General features: G+C 70.7%; 14 protein-coding genes. 7 read left to right on the plus strand and 7 right to left on the minus strand.

From position 1 onward, the window contains the following. Nucleotide 1: 1 nt before the first annotated feature. Both NR798_RS42845 and NR798_RS42850 read left to right on the plus strand, forming a co-directional pair. Entirely contained in the window at nt 2-619 is a 618-nt protein-coding gene (locus NR798_RS42845; protein WP_375768381.1) for an EcsC family protein, read from the plus strand. 16 nt (nt 620-635) lie between these two features. Continuing rightward, entirely contained in the window at nt 636-1,139 is a 504-nt protein-coding gene (locus tag NR798_RS42850; protein ID WP_375768382.1) for a GGDEF domain-containing protein, read from the plus strand. A gap of 194 nt (nt 1,140-1,333) precedes the next feature. On the opposite strand, the gene NR798_RS42855 is transcribed toward NR798_RS42850, so the two are convergent. After that, nucleotides 1,334-2,941, minus strand: coding sequence for a sigma-54-dependent Fis family transcriptional regulator (locus tag NR798_RS42855; RefSeq protein ID WP_375768383.1), 1,608 nt, complete (start codon nt 2,939-2,941; stop codon nt 1,334-1,336). 186 nt (nt 2,942-3,127) lie between these two features. Here NR798_RS42855 and NR798_RS42860 point away from each other — a divergent pair, with 186 nt between their 5' ends. Beyond that, on the plus strand, nt 3,128-3,583 hold the full coding sequence (locus NR798_RS42860; RefSeq protein WP_375768384.1) for an FHA domain-containing protein: 456 nt from the start codon (nt 3,128-3,130) through the stop codon (nt 3,581-3,583). Here NR798_RS42860 and NR798_RS42865 read toward each other — a convergent pair. Continuing rightward, on the minus strand, nt 3,549-5,123 hold the full coding sequence (locus NR798_RS42865; protein ID WP_375768385.1) for a sigma-54-dependent Fis family transcriptional regulator: 1,575 nt from the start codon (nt 5,121-5,123) through the stop codon (nt 3,549-3,551). The genes NR798_RS42860 and NR798_RS42865 overlap by 35 nt on opposite strands. 218 nt (nt 5,124-5,341) lie before the next feature. On the opposite strand from NR798_RS42865, the gene NR798_RS42870 reads away from it, so the two are divergent. Then, nucleotides 5,342-6,736, plus strand: a complete 1,395-nt coding sequence (locus NR798_RS42870) for an FHA domain-containing protein (RefSeq protein ID WP_375768386.1) — start codon at nt 5,342-5,344, stop codon at nt 6,734-6,736. A gap of 3 nt (nt 6,737-6,739) precedes the next feature. Here NR798_RS42870 and NR798_RS42875 read toward each other — a convergent pair whose 3' ends face one another. Continuing rightward, entirely contained in the window at nt 6,740-8,935 is a 2,196-nt protein-coding gene (locus NR798_RS42875; RefSeq protein WP_375768387.1) for a hypothetical protein, read from the minus strand. A 259-nt stretch (nt 8,936-9,194) separates the two neighbouring features. Between NR798_RS42875 and NR798_RS42880 the strand changes: the two genes are divergently transcribed. The 3 genes from NR798_RS42880 to NR798_RS42890 all read left to right on the plus strand — a co-directional run bounded on the left by NR798_RS42880 (nt 9,195) and on the right by NR798_RS42890 (nt 13,578). After that, nucleotides 9,195-11,582, plus strand: a complete 2,388-nt coding sequence (locus NR798_RS42880) for a YfhO family protein (RefSeq protein WP_375768388.1) — start codon at nt 9,195-9,197, stop codon at nt 11,580-11,582. 164 nt (nt 11,583-11,746) lie between these two features. Continuing rightward, nucleotides 11,747-13,234 carry a PQQ-dependent sugar dehydrogenase gene (locus tag NR798_RS42885; RefSeq protein WP_375768389.1) on the plus strand — a complete coding sequence of 496 codons (1,488 nt, stop codon included), beginning with the start codon at nt 11,747-11,749 and terminating at the stop codon, nt 13,232-13,234. Then, entirely contained in the window at nt 13,231-13,578 is a 348-nt protein-coding gene (locus NR798_RS42890) for a c-type cytochrome (protein ID WP_375768390.1), read from the plus strand. The genes NR798_RS42885 and NR798_RS42890 overlap by 4 nt, the downstream gene beginning before the upstream one ends. Here the strand turns inward: NR798_RS42890 and NR798_RS42895 are convergent. From NR798_RS42895 to NR798_RS42910, 4 genes are all read right to left on the minus strand, one after another. After that, complete coding sequence (locus NR798_RS42895) at nt 13,544-14,179, minus strand: HAD family hydrolase (RefSeq protein ID WP_375768391.1); 636 nt, start codon at nt 14,177-14,179, stop codon at nt 13,544-13,546. The two genes, NR798_RS42890 and NR798_RS42895, sit on opposite strands and share 35 nt — an antisense overlap. Before the next feature lies 1 nt (nt 14,180). Continuing rightward, nucleotides 14,181-14,561 (minus strand): thioredoxin, encoded by a 381-nt coding sequence (gene trxA / locus NR798_RS42900; protein ID WP_375768392.1) that lies wholly within the window; start codon nt 14,559-14,561, stop codon nt 14,181-14,183. Between the two features lie 9 nt (nt 14,562-14,570). Then, on the minus strand, nt 14,571-14,894 hold the full coding sequence (locus NR798_RS42905) for an FKBP-type peptidyl-prolyl cis-trans isomerase (protein WP_375768393.1): 324 nt from the start codon (nt 14,892-14,894) through the stop codon (nt 14,571-14,573). A gap of 140 nt (nt 14,895-15,034) precedes the next feature. Further along, complete coding sequence (locus NR798_RS42910) at nt 15,035-16,051, minus strand: hypothetical protein (protein WP_375768394.1); 1,017 nt, start codon at nt 16,049-16,051, stop codon at nt 15,035-15,037. Nucleotides 16,052-16,109 lie beyond the last annotated feature (58 nt).

Below are 16,109 nucleotides of genomic sequence, written 5' to 3' on the forward strand. Positions count from 1 at the left end.
GATGGCCTTCTATGACCCCATCGCGGACAAGGTGAAGCAGCTCACGCCGGCGGAGTTGAAGAAGCTGGCGGACACGAAGCTGGCGGACCTGGTGCAGCAGGAAGTGCCGAGGGCGCGCAAGCGGGTGCTGGAGCTGGAGCAGCGCTACCCGTCGGCGGGCGTGCGCGAGCGCGCGCAGCGCATCATCGACGAGAAGAAGCACGTGGCGAGCATGACGGGCGGGGTGTTCGGCGCCTTCGGGCTGCTGGGGCTGCCGGCGGACCTGACGGTGATGGCGTGGCTGCAGCTCACGCTGCTGGTGGACGTGGCCACGCTGTACAAGGTGAACCTGAAGAGCGAGCGGGCGCGCAACGAGCTGTTGGACCTGTACGGGTACACGACGGGAGTGGGTCCGGTTCAGCGCTCGGGGCCGCGGGTGCTGGGGAAGGTGGCCGAGGTGCTGTTGAAGAAGGGGGGCCTGCAGACGCTGGGGCGGGCGATGCCCTTCGTGGCGGCGCCGGTGACGGCCTACCTGAACAACCAGCACGTCCAGAAGGTGGGAGACCACGCGGTGCGCTTCTACGAGGGTTTCGACAAGGCACACGCGAAGACGAAGGCGGCCTCGCGCAAGGCGAGCTGAATCCAGGGTCTTCCCAGTGTCCTCCAAACACGCCCCCCACGTCTGTCCCCTGACGGGGGCGTACCTGCGCCCCCACTTCGAGTCCCTGCTGGCCAAGGCGGTCTCGGACGCGACCCTGGCGCGGATGCCCCTGACCATCCTCTGGGTGGACGCGGACGAGACGCAGGAGGGCAACGACGCGCACGGGCGCGAGGCGATGGACGTGGCGCTGAGCGGGCTGGTGGACGAGCTCGCGGCGGAGCTGGACGGGCGCGGGCCCATTGGCCGGATGGAGGGGGATGCCTTCGCGGCGAGCCTCTACGCGGTGACACCGGACATGGGCGTGAGGCTGGCGGAGGGACTGCGGGGCCGGCTCCGGGAGAGGCGCTTCCGCTCGGCGGCGGGCGGCTTCCGCCTCACGGTGTCGGTGGGCGTCGCGGGGCTGCGGCCCGGAGAGCCCTACGGCAACCTGCTGGAGGCTGCGGAGGCGGCGTGCGTCCAGGCGAAGCAGGCGGGACGGGACCGCGTGGTGGTGCGCTAACCGAAACTCCCTCTCCCCTCGGGAGAGGGCGGGGGTGAGGGTGCCCGGGCCCGTTCTTCAACCCGTGGCCCGCAGTGGAGGCAGGGGGTTCAACCCGGGTTCACCCGATACCCTCACCCCGTCCCTCTCCCGGAGGGCGAGGGGAAATGGCCGCGGTTGTCAGTGCTTGTTCGCAGGGGCCGCGCCCGCGCACCTCACTCGATACCGAACGCCTTCATCCGAGCCTTGAGCGTGTTGACGGCGATGCCCAGGTCCTGGGCCGCCCGGGTCTTGTTGCCCTCGTGCTTCGCCAGCGCACTTCGGATGTCCTCCTCGGACAGGTCCGCGGGCCGCTTGCGCACGACCGTGGGCATCTCCTGGGTCAACCGGGGCGCGGGAGCGGGACCCTGGCCCTCGAAGCCCACCTGCCGCTGGAGCAGATAGGCCTTCACCGCCTCCAGCGTGATGACGGTCCGCCGGTGCTCGATGCCTTCGAGCGACTGGAGCGCCACCTCGCGGGCCACCACCGTCCGCACCGTCGACTCCAGCTCGCGGATCTGCCCCGGCCAGCTCGCCTTCTGCAGATAGGCGATGGCATCGCTGGTGAGCTCGGCGTCGTACTGCTGCTCCACCTTGAGCCGGTGCAGGAAGGCCTCCACCAGATTCGGGATGTCCTCGCGCCGCTCCTCCAGCGTGGGGAGGATGATGACGTCCCCCGTGGCGAGCCGCTGCGTGAGGTCCGGCCGCAGCCCCGTCTGCTGGAGCGCCACCTTCGAGGCGGAGATGAGCCGGAAGCGGGGCGGTGGCTCGCGGAAGTCCGCGGGGGCGCCCAGCGGCGCGAAGTTACCGGTGCCCTCCAGCACGTCCACGAGGAAGTCCTGCGCGATGCGTGGCAGGAACTCCACCTCGTCCAGGAAGAGCGTGCCCCGGTTGGCGCTGTAGAGCTTGCCCACCCGCGCATAGGACGCATCCGTGAACGCGCCCTTCACGTGCCCGAGCAGCTCGCTGGTGAGCGCGTTGGTGTCCTGCGGCAGCCGCCCGCAGTTGAGGATGACGAAGTTGCCCTCGAGCCGGCCGCGGCTGTGGATCTCCCGCGCGATGTACGTCTTCCCCGTGCCCGACTTGCCCAGCAGGAACACCGGGAGCTGGTGCCGCGCACAGACGTTGATGGACCGCTCGAGCCGGGCCGTCTCGGGCGACCCCGACTGCTGGGAGCGCGCGCCCGCCACCAGTCCGTGCGGCACCTCCTCCAGCAGCGTGATGCGGCTGCGGTTGTTGCCCAGCAGGATGACGTCACCCGCCTCCAGCACCTGGTCCCTCGACGCCCGGATCTCCTGGAAGTGCCGGCGCTCGTCTCCCTCCACCTCCACGTCGCTCCGGCCCAGGAAGCTGTGGTTGCGCGAGTTGAGATCCCGGTACACCCACCGGTGATCCTCCCGGAACGACAGCCGCCCGTGCTGCCGCGACACCGCGTCATGCGGGAACACCACCGTGGACTCGGGCGCCCGCCCAAAGACATACGAGCGGTCCGGGTACAGCGGGACGATCAGATCCTCGATGCCCTCGCGCTGCACCCGCAGCGCCCGGGGCTCGCGGTACAGCGCCTCCGCCACCTCCTGCTGCCCGGGTGCCGGCTCGTCCAACGTCCTCAGCCGGCCGTCACTCGTGGTGGTCAGGTCGGGCGTCCAGCGGGGCGCGGCATCCGTGTACGCTTGGATGGAGATGCTCGTCTTCTCCAGCGATGGGCCATTCAGCGCTCCGCCCTGCGCCTCCTCCTGCGCCTCCCCGCCCTGCTCCTCGCCTGGCCTCTCACGGGTCGTCATGCCGCTCCCCCTTCGCGCTGACCACCATCAGCCCTGATGGCAGCTTTGACGAGTCGATACTGACAGGTCCCCCTGTCGCACGCAGCGGCCGGGCCTAACTCCCTGAAACGACTCGGCGTCTCCCCCGCGTGGCTCCCGGCACGGGCCGTGCTTTGGAAGGGGCCATCCTCGCCACCGGGAGCACACATGTTCGTCATCACTGTCGGGCGTATCGGAAAGAGTGGCAAGCAGACGGGGACCCTGGCCTCGCGCGAGGTCAGCATCGGCCGCGCGGCGGAGAACGAGCTGGTGCTCGACGACGAGCTCGTCTCGCGTCTGCACTGCCGACTGGTGGCCGTCGAAGGCGGGGCCCTCGTGATGGACGAGGGCTCGAGCAACGGCACCTGGCTCAATGGAGAGCCCCTCACCCATCCCACGTTCCTCACCTTCAACGACGAGCTCGTCATCGGCCACTATGTGCTGCGCGTGCAGTCCCTCGTCGGACGCTGCACCACGGGGAGGACCCACCTGCACCCGGAGCCGCTCCCCGAGGCCGGGCCCGAGCGCCAGGGCCCCTACCTGGACCGGGCCCACCTCGCGCGGCTGCCCGTGCGGCTGCCCCGCTTCGTCACTCAATACCGAGAGCCTTCATCCGCGCCTTGAGGGTGTTGAGCGCGACGCGCAGCTCCACGGAGGCCCGGGTCTTGTTGCCCTCGTGCTTCTCCAGCGCGCGCCGGATGTCCTCGCCCGTCAAGTCACTCGGGCGCTTGCGCACGGCCACGGTCACCTCCTCCGAGGGCCGCGTTCCCCGCGGTTCCGGCTCGGAGGCCGGGGCGCCGAAGCCCAGCTCCCGCTGCTCCAGGTAGGTGCGCACCGACTCCAGCGTGACGAGCGTCCGGTGGCGCGCCAGTCCCTCCAGCTCCTGCTGCGCCGCCTCGCGGGCCACCACCGTCCGCACCGTCGACTCCAGCTCGCGGATCTGCCCCGGCCAGCGCGCCTTCTGCAAGAAGGCGATGGCCTCCCGGGTGAGCTCGGCGTCGTACTGCTGCTCCACCTTGAGCCGGTGCAGGAACACCTCCACCAGGTGGGGGATGTCCTCGTGCCGCTCCTCCAGCGTGGGGAGGATGATGAAGTCTCCCGTCGCGAGCCGCTGCGTGAGGTCCGGCCGCAGCGCCGTCTGCCGCAGCGGCACCTTGGAGGCGGAGATGAGCCGGAAGCGGGGCGGGGGCTCGCGGAAGTCCGCGGGGGCGCCCAGCGGCGCCAGGCTGCCGGTGCCCTCCAGCACGTCCACGAGGAAGTCCTGCGCGACGCTGGAGAGGAACTCCACCTCGTCCAGGAAGAGCGTGCCCCCGTTGGCGCTGTAGAGCTTGCCCACCCGGGCAATCGAGGCGCCGGTGTACGCGCCCTTCACGTGCCCGAGCAGCTCGCTGGTGAGCGCGTTGGTGTCCTGCGGCAGCCGGCCGCAGTTGAGGATGACGAAGTTGCCCTCCACTCCGCTGCGGGTGTGGATCTCCCGCGCGATGAACGTCTTGCCCGTGCCCGACTTGCCCAGCAGGAACACCGGCAGGTGGTGGCGCGCACAGCGCTCGATGGAGCGCTCCAGCTGCACCGTGACGGAAGACACCTCCTTGCCCGCACGAGGGGCGGCCACCGCGCCCGGTGGCACTTCCGCCAGCAGGGTGATGCGGCTCTTGCCGTTGCCCAGCAGCACCACGTCCCCGGCCTCGAGGATCTGGTCCCGAGAGGGGCCCACCCGCTGGAAGTGCAGGCGGGCATCCACCGGGCCCTGCGCCTCCGCGCGCCCCAGGTAGCTCCCATTCTTCGAGTTGAGCTCCCGGTACACCCAGCGCTGATCCTCGCGGAACGACAGCCGCCCGTGCTGCCGCGACACCGCGTCATGCGGGAAGACGACGGTGGACTCGGGTGCCCGCCCGAAGACGTACGAGCGGTCCGGGTACAGCGGCACCGTCAGGTCCTCGATGCCCTCGCGCTGCACCCGCAGGGCCTTGGGCTCCCGGTACGGTGCCTCCCAACCCCGCGCCGCCTCCACGACGGCCTCCCGGGGCTCGCGCATCAACCGCTCGTTGCGCGTGTCCAGCTCCGGCTCCGGGCCAAACGGACTCGTCGAGGGCACGGCCTGGTAGGTCCTGCTGCGCGAGGGCCGGCCCGGGGTGGGGGGCGACTCGTCGTCACCGGTCGTCATGGGCGCTCCCACGTGCGGCATCCGTGACCGCACTGTCACGATTGATAGCAGTTTTGACAGGCACTCGCCGGTGAACTCGCGGTATAGGGGCGCGGCCGGGCCCCGAAATGCCCGGATGTACGGGGTACCCCGTAAAAACCCGTGGTTGGCACGCGGTGTGCTTGAAGATTCGGAGAATGCCGGGAGCTGAACCGGCCCTCCCACCCAGAGGAGCACGCGTGTTCAACATCACTGTCGGGCTCATCGGAGAAGGCAACATGACGACGGGCACCCTGGCTTCGCGCGAAATCGCTATCGGGAGGGACCCCACGAACGACCTCGTGCTCGACAACGGGAGCGTCTCGCGGACCCACTGCAGACTGGTCGCTATCGAGGGAGGAGCCATCGTGCTGGATGAAGGCTCGAAGAACGGAACCTGGCTCAACGGCCGTCCGGTGGCGCACCCCTGCGTGCTGAAGTCCGAGGACGAGCTGGTCATCGGTCCCTACGTCCTGCGGGTGCAATCGCTCGTCGGCCGGGGCCTGGCCGCGGTGCAGGAGCTGGGGGTCCGGCTATACCCAGGCCCCTCCAATGATGCGGGCGAGCCCCGGGAGAACACGGTGGTGTCCCGGGGGCTGTCCTCGCTCGAGGAGCGGCGGCAGGCGCTGCGCTGGCTGATGCTGGAGCAGGGCCCCAACCCCCGCTTCGACGAGGTGCTGCGCGCGGCCCTGAAGGACTCGGACCTGGAGGTGAGGATGACGGCGGTGCTGGCGGCCGCGCGGCTGCGGGCGCGCGACGTGCTGCCCACCCTCCAGTCCTCGGACCTCCCCTCCCTGCTGCAGGAGGTGGATGAGCCGCGCGAGCGCCGTTTCCTCGAGGCGCTCTGGCAGGGGGTCATCCGCTACCTCCAGGAGCGCCGGCACCCAGGGGACAGCCTCCCGGGGAGGGATCCGCTCAAGCCGCTGTGGCGGCTGCTGGCCGGGGAGCTGGAGGTGGCGGACCCCGCCTCGCTGCTGCTGCACTCGCTCACCACCCCCCTGTCCATGGGGAAGATGCCCCGGCAGCTGCCGCCGGGCGTGGTGCAGCAGGACGGCCGCTTCTTCCTGGAGCGCTCCGGGCTGCCGCTGCGGTGGATTGCCCCCGTGGAGCACCTGCTGGGCGCCAACCCCGTGCGCCGCGTCACCTCCCCGGGCTTCTTCGTGGCCCAGGTCCCCGTGGATCGACCTCTGGCGAAGTGGGTGGGTAACCCACAACCCACCCGTGTCGCGCTTGACCACGAGCAGGTGTGGCTCGGCTCCTTCAAGGAGGCCGAGCGGCTGTGCGAGGATCTCTCACGGATTGAGAATGCGCACATCCGCCTCCCAAGTGCGGATGAGTGGGAGATGGCGGCCCGTGGCACCGACGGGCGTCGCTACCCGTGGGGAAACCTCCCACAAGAGGACTGGGAAGAGTGCGCCTCACCCTGGGGTGTGGAGTACCTGGTGGGGGACGTGCCGGAGTGGACGTTGGAGCACGAGACGGGCACGCAGCTGCTGCGCGGCGGGGTGGAGGCACGCACGTGGGTGCGCCACCCCGTGTACCCGGGCGAGGAGGAGTTCGCCGCGGCGCTGCGCCCCATCATTCCCGGCGTCTGAGGGCTACAGCTCGCGTCCACCGGGACACAGGCCGCGCTCGCGGGCCCGCTGCTGTGCCTCGGGGCCCGCGGTGAGCCACTCGCGCACCGCGTCCACCCGGGCTCGGAGCGCGGGGCTGCCCGCCGCGTGCTCCAGCCTCGCCACGTCGTGATCCGTCAGGGCCCAGCTCAGCGGGGCCGTCTCGCCGAGCTCGAAGATGGCGGTGGTGAAGAAGCACGGCTCGCCCACGTTCAGCTCGTCCTGCACCAGGCTCAGCAGCGCGTCGTTGCGGAAGGACATGCTGGACTCGCGCGCCCGCAGCACCGCCTCCAGGGGTGAGGTGAGCCCGCCCATCAGCCCGTCGGCGCCCGCCGTCTGCAGCTTGGTGCGCCGGCCGTTGCCCAGGTGATCTCGAATCTGGATGAGCACCACCCCCGAGGTGCACTCGCGCACCCACTCGCGATGGGCGTGCAGCCACTGCACCGCCAGGTCCACCCCGTAGTTGTCGTAGTAGCCCGCGTCCACCACGCGCACGCTCGGCGAGGTGGGCAGCGCGCTCGCGGGGCTCATGTAGGGGAAGGACGCGCTCATCCGCGCCGCGGCCGCCACCTGGAAGGCCCGCTGCTTGAGGGGGAAGAGCTGGAAGAGCTGCACCCCCGAGAGCGACAGCCGGGACTGCGCCTGCGCGTGGGGCCCATCGCCGTTGCGCTCCACCACCAGCGAGCTCGCCTCCGAGGATGTCAGCGCCGACAGGTCCAGGTTGCTCACCAGCAGCCGCCGCCCGTCCTCCACCAGCATCGGCGAGTACACCAGCGAGGGCAGCCAGCCCTCGGCCTCGCCCGGACGCAGGTCCCCGAAGGTGCGCCCCATGAGGCCGTCCGTGTGCCGCACCCAGGCGTTCTCCAGGGCGCGGCCGCGGCTCTCGCCGAAGGGCAGCAGCAGCGCGATGGCCGCCGAGGACAGGCTGTCCTGCTGCACCATCGTGGGCAGCACGCCCGGGTCCGCCATGCCGCCGGGGTGGAGCCCCGCCACCCAGGTGCCCGCCCCCACCATGCCGCCCGAGGCCCCGGTGACGAGGCGCACGTAGCGGTGGAAGCCCGGCACCCCCTCGGGGCCCTGCAGCCGGGAGAGCACGTGCGCCGTCCACGCCGCGGCGCGGATGCCACCGCCACTCGTCGCCACCAGGGCCAGCCGAGGCCTCGGCCCCGGCTCGCAGCGCGGCACCGCCTGCCCCGAGGCGAGCCGCACCTCGCCCTGGGTGGGCCACACCACGCCAGGAGGCGGCTCCGCGCGCATCCGCGCCAACCACGCGTCGAGCACTTCGGTGTCCCCCAGCAGCCCCGCGTCCCGGGGGGAGGCGAGGCTCGTTCCCGCGTACGCGGGCGGCTGGGGCAGGGACAGCTCATCGTAATAGGAGACGTCCGCGCAGCCCCGCCCGGTGAACACCACCAGGACGCCCGAGAGGAGGAGCGCGCCCATGTGCCGCTCGGGGAAGAAGAAGCGGAGGGCCCCGTAGAGGGCGCCGCACAGGCCGATCGCCACGCAGATGACCACGGCCGGCGACACCCACCCGGCGTTGCCCGAGAAGGCCACGTGCGCGGCCACCATCAGGTAGCCCAGCAGGAAGAACGCCAGCAGCCCGCCCTGCAACACGTGCAGCACGACGATGAGCGTCGAGCGCCGGCGGAAGAACGTCTCTTCAATCCACCGCAGCCAGGGGTGGCGCTGCCGGTCCGACTCGCACCAGTGCTGCAGCCACTCGGCGCCGCGCGTGAACAGCAGCGTGACGCACAGCGCGGCCAGGACGCCGAAGAGGAAGGCGAAGTGCCGGTCGATGAGGCACGGAATGCTGAGCACCACCAGCCAGGCGGGATAGGTACCGGTGCGGAAGAGGTACCAGCGGACGGTGGGCGGCACCCCACCCGGCTTGCCTCGCCGGGGCGCCAGGGCCCACTCCTCGTCCGCGTCCAGCAGGTAGCCGACGAAGCACAGCTGCCCCAACAACATCGCCGCCATGAAGGCCGCGACGAACGTCACCCGGGGCACGTCATGGAAGAAGAGGCGCGGCAACCCCAGCGACTCGAAACCACCCCAGACGATGCAGACCGGCAGCAACTGGAGCACCACCAGCAGGGGGTAGCGACCCAGCCATTCCACCAGGGGACGCAGGGGCTGTGCCGTCTCGCCCCGCCACCAGGACCGGACCCGTTCCAACGCCATGCCCCCAAGCCTGCCCCAGAACGGCACCCGCTTGGAACGCGGGGCCCCTCGACTGTTCACCGCCCGGCCGGTCCCTCGGGGAGCCAGAGCAACTCCAACCCGAGCTCCACCGCTTTGAAGGGCTCGGCGCGTACCCGCTCGTCCCCCCCGGCACCCCACCCCAGCGGTGTTCTTTCAACAGCTGACCCCTCGGGTCAAGTCCGCTCGAGTCCGAGGGCTGGCTGTCGAGGGTGTAAGGTGCGCCCCCGAGCCCGAGCACATGCCCCTCTCCCAACAGGCCAGAATCCGTCTCGCGGTCGTGGCCGCCATCGTCGTGCTGCCGCTGCTCTACTTCCACCGGGCGAGCCTCACCGACGAGGTCTTCATCGCGCGCGACATCCTCCGGGTCTACTACCCGCTCAAGCACTACTGGGCCGAGCGCGTCTCCCAGCTCCAGTTCCCGGACTGGTACCCGTACGACGGACTGGGCCAGCCCTACGCCGGCATGCTCATCTCCGGGGCGTTCCACCCGGCCAACCTGCTCTACCTGCTGTTGCCCCTGGGCTCGGCGCTCAAGCTCATCACCCTGCTCTCCTACGTGGCGGCGTTCGGCGGCACGTACCTGTTCGCCCGTCTCTGGGACATGAGGCGAGGCGCCGCGCTGCTCGCGGGGCTCACCTACGCGCTGAGCGGCTACATGGTGGGCATCAGCAACAACCTGCTCTACCTCATGGCGGCCAGCACCTTCCCCTGGGCCCTCTGGGGCGCCGAGCGCTTCCTGCGCCAGCCCTCGGCGGGCCGCGCCGCCGCCACCGCCCTCCCCCTGTGCCTGGTCCTCCTCAGCGGCGACCCGCAGAGCTTCGCCCTGTGCAACGGCATGCTGCTGGTGCTCGTGCTGCTGCGCCCGGCTCGCGCGGACGTGCTGCGGGCCGCGCCCCGGGCCGGCCTGCTCATCGTGCTCGGCGCGCTGCTGTCCGCGGTGCAGATCCTCCCGGTGCTCGGCATGCTGAAGGACGCCCAGCCCACTGCGGCCACCTTCGCGCAGGCCAGCATGTTCTCGTTCCACCCCCTGCGGCTGCTCGAGCTTCCTCTCGGGCCGCTCTTCGTGGACCCGGAGCTGGCGAGGGCCGCCTCGCCCCGCATGGCGAATGAGCTGTTCCAGTCGGGCATGGGAACCTTCTGGGTGCCCTCGGTGCACCTGGGGCTTCCGGCGCTGCTCCTGCTGGCCGGCGCGCTCTGGACGTGGCGGCGCCACCCGTTGACGTGGAAGGTGGCCGGGCTCGCGCTGCTCGTCCTGGCGCTGTCGTTGGCGCTCCACCTCCCGCTCTATGGCTGGCTCTACCGGTGGATGCCGTTCTGGAACGCCTTCCGCTATCCGGAGAAGCTGCTCCCCTACTTCCTGTTCCCCTGCGCGCTGGGCGCCGGGGCCGGACTGGAGGCCCTCCTCCGCGAGCCCCCCCTGGCCCGGCGTCTCGCCATGGCTGGCTTCGGACTCGCACTGGTGTGCGGCCTGCTCGCGCTGGGGGAATGGCAGGGGCGGCTGTTCTCGGACGGCGTAGTTGGCGCGCTCTGGAAGAACGCGGACCCGGACACCCGGCTGCTGCTGCACGGCAACTTCCTCACGGCGGCCCTCTCCGCGGCGGGCACGCTCGGGTTGATGGGCCTGATGCTGCTCCAGGAGGGACGGCTCAAGCTGCGCACGGGGGCGCTCCTCACGCTCCAGTTCGGCGTCCTCTACCTCGCCAACGAGGGCACCTACCAGGTGACCTACACGGACCTGCTGGAGCAGCCCTCGGGCCTGGTGGACGTCATCCTGCAACGCGAGCCGGACACGAGCGCGGGCCGGCCCCGGGTCTTCAGCGCGGTGGAGAATCCGCTGCCCGCCGAGCTTCCCCCCGGGCTCGACCTCCTCGATGTCACCGCCCTCAGCCTCGTGTCGTCGCTCGCGCCGAACACGACCGCGCTCTGGAACCTGGAGAGCGCCAACAGCTATCTGCCCGCCCACTCGCGGCGGCTGGGAGGGCTGATCACCACGTTCGACTCGTTCTCCATCTGGATGGGCCGCCTCTTCGGCCTCTTCCACGTGCGCTACATCGCCCTGGAGGCGCGGGACTTCGCGGAGATGCGCGGCAACCCGGAGGTCATCGTCGCCGAGGATCGCCGGATACAGTCGGTGCTGATCGGCAATCCGCGCGTGCTGCCGCGTGCCTACCTGGCCACGCCCGTGTGCGTGGCGGACGAGAGCGCCGCGCGGGCCCTGCTCGGCTCGCGCTCCTTCCAGCCCGGCCAGCAGGCCATCCTCGAGTGTGCTCCCGAGACGCCCCGGCCCGAGGCAGCGCCCGGCTCCGGACCCCTCGGCCAGGTGCGTTTCCTCCACCATGCGCCGGAGTCGGTGGAGCTCGAGGTGGAGGCGCGTGCGCCATCGGCGCTGGTGCTCAACGACGCCTGGTACAGCGGGTGGAGCGCGGCCGTGGACGGGCAGCCCACGCCCATCCTTCCGGCCAACGTGCTGGTGCGCGGGGTGCTCGTTCCGGCGGGAACCCACCGGGTCACCTTCACGTACCGCACACCCGGCCTGCGGCTCGGGGCGTTCATCTCCCTGGGAGTGCTGGGCCTGCTCGGGCTCGCGGTGCTCGTGGAGCGCCGCAAGACACCCGCCTCCCCCTGATCCCTTTTAGGAAAGTGGACTGTCCCCTCTCCCGGAGGGCGAGGGGAAATGGCCGCGGGTCAGCGCATATGCTCAGTGGCAGCGCGAAAACGTTCCGCACGTGACCCTGGCCTCCCAACGTGCTGTCCGCGCCGGGCGGGGTTCTCTACCGTCGGGCGCCGCTCATGCACTTCGACCTCGTCCGACGTCCGGCCCTCGTGACCTGTGCGCTGCTGCTCGGCACCGGTTGCTTCCACCTCACCGCGGGAGACAAAACCCGGGAGGAGTTCAAACCACCCCGCCGCATCGACCCGGCGGCCATCGCGGTGCCCGAGGGCTACCGCATCGAACCCCTCGCCACCGGCCTCACCTACCCCACCTCGGTCACCTTCGACGCGCAGGGCACGCCCTACGTCATCGAGTCGGGCTACTCCTACGGCGAGGACTTCACCGAACCGCGCCTCTTGCGCATCAACCCGGACGGCAGCCCCACCGTGGTGGCCACGGGCTCGCACCCGCCCTGGACGGGCGTCGTCTTCCACCAGGGCGCCTTCTACGTCGCCGAGGGCGGCACCCAGGGAGGGGGCCGCATCGTCCGCATCACCCCGGACGGGACGCTCACTCCGCTCATCTCCGGCCTGCCCAGCCTGGGAGACCACCACACCAACGGGCCGGCCATCGGTCCGGATGGGGCGCTCTACTTCTCGGTGGGCACGGCGACGAACTCGGGCGTGGTGGGGCCGGACAGCGCGAACGCGGAGAGCATCAACTGGCTGTCACGCGACGCCGGGTTCCACGACATCCCCTGCCGCGACGTCATCCTGAGCGGCCTCAACTTCACCAGCCCGGACCCGCGCACGCCCGACCCGGACGACCAGACCACCACGGGCGCCTTCGTCCCCTTCGGCACGGAGACGAAACCGGACCAGGTCATCCGCGGCCAGGTGCCGTGCTCCGGCGCCGTCTTCCGGCTCGCGCCCGGCTCCAGCTCGCCGGCGCTGGTGGCATGGGGCTTCCGCAACCCGTACGGCCTCGCCTTCTCGCCGGACGGCCAGCTGTACGTGACGGAGAACGGCCATGACGAGCGAGGCAGCCGCCCCATCTTCGGTGCCGGGGACTACCTCTGGGCCGTGGAGCCTGGGCGCTGGTACGGCTTCCCCGACTTCGCCGGAGGCCGCCCCGTCAACCAGGAGTGGTTCAAACCCTCCGGCGCGGAGCATCCGCCCCAGTTCCTCCTGGCCGAGCACCCCGCCCCGCCGCCGCGGCCGGTGGCCCTCTTCGGGGTGCACTCGTCCTCGAACGGGCTCGACTTCTCGCGCGGGGGCGCCTTCGGGCACCCGGGGCAGGCCTTCGTCGCGCAGTTCGGCGACCAGTCCCCCGACACGGGCAAGGTGATGTCGCCGGTGGGCTACAAGGTGGTGCGGGTGGACGTCAGCAACGGCGTCATCCAGGACTTCGCCGCCAACAAGGACAAGGGCAACGGCGGCCCCGGCTCGCACCTGGGCACCGGCGGGCTCGAGCGCCCCATCTCCGTGCGCTTCGACCCGGACAACGGCGCGCTCTACGTCGTCGACTTCGGGGTGATGACGGTGCTCGGCAAGGACATCAAGCCCTACCCGGGAACGGGCGTGCTCTGGCGCATCACCCCCACCGGAAAGAAGGAGGGACCATGAAGGCCATCGGCTGTCTGCTCGCGCTCACCACCCTGGCGGCCGTCAGCGGCTGCGGCCCCGCGCGCCGGGGAGTGCCCTTCGGTCCCCCCCTGCAGCTCACCGAGCGGCAGAAGCAGGGGCAGGTGCTCTTCATGCGCGAGTGCAATGGCTGCCACCCGGGAGGAGCGGGCGGCCTGGGCCCGGGCATCGCCAACAAGCCGCTGCCCGGCTTCGCCATGCGCACGCAGATTCGCAAGGGCGTGGGCGCCATGCCCGCCTTCACCGAGCAGATGCTCGGCGACGCGGAGGTGGACGCCATCGTCGACTACCTCAACGCGCTCCAGGAGACGCCGGGCCCCTTGTGAGCGGCAGGAGGGGCAGCAGCTCGCCGAGCCGCTCGATGCGGGCATCTCCCTCCAACCCCAGGCCCACGAAGCGCACGCCCGCGGCCTGGGCGGCGCCCCGGTCGAAGCGCGAGTCGCCCACCATGAGGGCCTCGCCCGCGGGCAGGCCCAGCCGGCCGAGCGCGTACAGCACCAGGTCCGGCGCGGGCTTCGCATGGGCCACGAGGTCCGCGCACGCCAGCACCTCGAAGAAGTCGAGCAGCTGCGCGGCCCCGAGCAGCGTCCGGGCGAGCGCGGACACCGTGTTGGTCACCACGGCGCGGCGCAGGCCACGCGCGGCCAGGGCCTCCAGCAGCACGCGCGCGTCCGGGTTGATCCACACCTCGCCCGCGTAGGCGGGCAGGTGCTCCAGGTAGAAGGCATCCAGCTCGGCGGGGGTGCAGCGCAGGCCGAAGACGCGTACGTCCTCGGCCGTGCCCTGCCCGAAGGTGGGCGCGAACTCCTCGCGCGTCACCGGACTGCCCCGGAAGCGCCGTCCCGCGTCCTCCAACACCCGCAGCCACGCCTCCTCGCTGCGGATGAGGACTCCGTCCATGTCGAACAGGACCGCGCTCGGAGCCATCTCAGGCCTTCGGCTCCTGGGAGCGCTCGTGCTCCTCGATCTTCTTGCGCACCTCCTCCATGTCCAGCGCGCGCACCTGGCCGAGCAACTGCTCCAGCGCCGCCTCCGGCAGGGCTCCGGGCCGGTTGAAGAGCTGGATGCCGTCGCGGAAGATCATCAGCGTGGGGATGGAGCGGATGCCAAACGCGCCAGAGAGCTCCGGCTGCGCATCCGTGTCGATCTTCCCGAAGGTGATGTCCGGGTGCTTCTCGGAGGCCTTCTCGAAGATGGGAGCGAAGGCGCGGCACGGACCGCACCACGCCGCCCACCAGTCGAGCAGGACGATGCCCTGCTTGGACACCGTGGCCTCGAAGTTCTCCTTGCCGATCTCCAACGTGGCCATGGTGGCCTCCTAGCGGACGTCGAGCAGTTCCACTTCGAAAACGAGCGTCGAGTTGGGCGGAATCACGGGCGGGAAGCCGCCAGCGCCGTAACCCATCTCGGGGGGGATGGTGAGCTTGCGCACGCCGCCGACCTTCATGCCGGCCACGCCCTTGTCCCAGCCCTGGATGACCTGGCCCGCGCCGAGCCGGAAGGTGAAGCCCTGGCCACGATCCCTGCTGCTGTCGAACTTCGAGCCATTGGTGAGGGTGCCCACGTAGTGCACCGTCACCGTCTTGCCCGCAGTCGCCTCGGCGCCCGTCCCCACCTTCACGTCATCCATCTTCAAGCTCATGCACTGTCTCCCGTGAAAGGCGGCCACATTAACGCGCCGGGGGCACGGGCGCTGCTCTCTCGGAAGGAAAAACGCGGCGCGGTGCCCACTCGTCGAGGCACCGCGCCGCTGGACTGTCATGCCGCCATCACACGCTCGGCCTAGAAGGTGCCGCCGATGTTGAGGGTGCCCTGGTAGCTACCGGTGCCGAACTGGTCATCGGCCACACCCGCCGGGGCGAAGTCCTCGTGGAGGAGGACGTTGTAGTTGACGCGCGCGTCGGCGGTGAAGTCACCGATGTGCGTGCGCAGACCGACGCCCAGGGGGATGCGCGAGCTGGTGTCATCCGAGAAGCCGAGGGCCTCGCCGTTGCGGACGTTGTACCAGTTGAGGCCGAAGCCGCCGAGCACGTAGGGCTGCACGGGAGCCGCGGTCAGGCCGAGGGTGACGTTGGCCACGGCGCCGTTGCGCACGACGTCCGGACCGCTGCCGCCCACGTCCGCATCCAGGTTGTTCACCGCGCCGCTGTAGCCCAGCTCGAGGCCGAACACCTTGCTGGGCCGCAGGCCGGCCATCACGCCCACGGTGGGGCCAGGGTTGATCTCCGGAGCGAGGCCACCGGTGTAGCCTTCCACGCCGGCACCGACGAGCACGGACAGGCCGCGCATGTCCGCCTTCTCCTCCTTCTTCTTCTCCTCGTAGCCGGAGCCGCCGAAGGCCTCATCGTGCGGGATGGCCTTGTCGGCCTCGCCGACATGGACGTCGTAGTCGCGCTGCAGCGAGGACTGCGGCTCCACCGGCACCTCACCACTGCCGCCCGTGGCTGGCTGGCCCTGCACCGGGGTGCAGTAGAGCGTCATGCCGCCCTGGCCCTGGATGGGGATGCCCGCCTTGGGCTGGACGTTCTGTCCGGCCTGGCCGGAGCCGCCCTGCCCCTCGAGCCCGGCGCCGCCCACGCCTTCGTCCTGCAGCCCGGTGTTGGGCACCGGCGCGACATCCTCCTGGTCGAGGATGATGGCGTCATCCTGATGGGTGTCACCCAGCCCCGAACCACCGATGTTGTCCGGGGACGTCTGTCCCTGAGTGCCCCCGGTGTCCTTGTCGTTCACGTCCTGGGCCATGGCAACGTTGCCGTAGATCAGCGCCGTCACGAGCCCAGCAAGAATCTTCAGTTTCATCCGAACCTCCGTCCGTCGGGTGGCTGACGGGAAATTCGTTACCGGGAAGATCCGCGGC

Origin of the sequence: Archangium gephyra, from assembly GCF_042230915.1 — a bacterium.
In the GTDB taxonomy this organism is placed as follows: Bacteria; Myxococcota; Myxococcia; order Myxococcales; family Myxococcaceae; genus Archangium; species Archangium gephyra_B.

Bases quoted from the DNA above. Each gene is read 5' to 3' on its own strand.
- NR798_RS42895 (WP_375768391.1), bottom strand. From the start codon at position 14,179: ATGGCTCCGAGCGCGGTCCTGTTCGACATGGACGGAGTCCTCATCCGC.
- NR798_RS42905 (WP_375768393.1), bottom strand. From the start codon at position 14,894: ATGAGCTTGAAGATGGATGACGTGAAGGTGGGGACGGGCGCCGAGGCG.
- NR798_RS42910 (WP_375768394.1), bottom strand. From the start codon at position 16,051: ATGAAACTGAAGATTCTTGCTGGGCTCGTGACGGCGCTGATCTACGGC.
- NR798_RS42860 (WP_375768384.1), top strand. From the start codon at position 3,128: ATGTTCGTCATCACTGTCGGGCGTATCGGAAAGAGTGGCAAGCAGACG.
- NR798_RS42875 (WP_375768387.1), bottom strand. From the start codon at position 8,935: ATGGCGTTGGAACGGGTCCGGTCCTGGTGGCGGGGCGAGACGGCACAG.
- trxA (WP_375768392.1), bottom strand. From the start codon at position 14,561: ATGGCCACGTTGGAGATCGGCAAGGAGAACTTCGAGGCCACGGTGTCC.
- NR798_RS42890 (WP_375768390.1), top strand. From the start codon at position 13,231: ATGAAGGCCATCGGCTGTCTGCTCGCGCTCACCACCCTGGCGGCCGTC.
- NR798_RS42865 (WP_375768385.1), bottom strand. From the start codon at position 5,123: ATGACGACCGGTGACGACGAGTCGCCCCCCACCCCGGGCCGGCCCTCG.
- NR798_RS42880 (WP_375768388.1), top strand. From the start codon at position 9,195: ATGCCCCTCTCCCAACAGGCCAGAATCCGTCTCGCGGTCGTGGCCGCC.
- NR798_RS42845 (WP_375768381.1), top strand. From the start codon at position 2: ATGGCCTTCTATGACCCCATCGCGGACAAGGTGAAGCAGCTCACGCCG.
- NR798_RS42855 (WP_375768383.1), bottom strand. From the start codon at position 2,941: ATGACGACCCGTGAGAGGCCAGGCGAGGAGCAGGGCGGGGAGGCGCAG.
- NR798_RS42885 (WP_375768389.1), top strand. From the start codon at position 11,747: ATGCACTTCGACCTCGTCCGACGTCCGGCCCTCGTGACCTGTGCGCTG.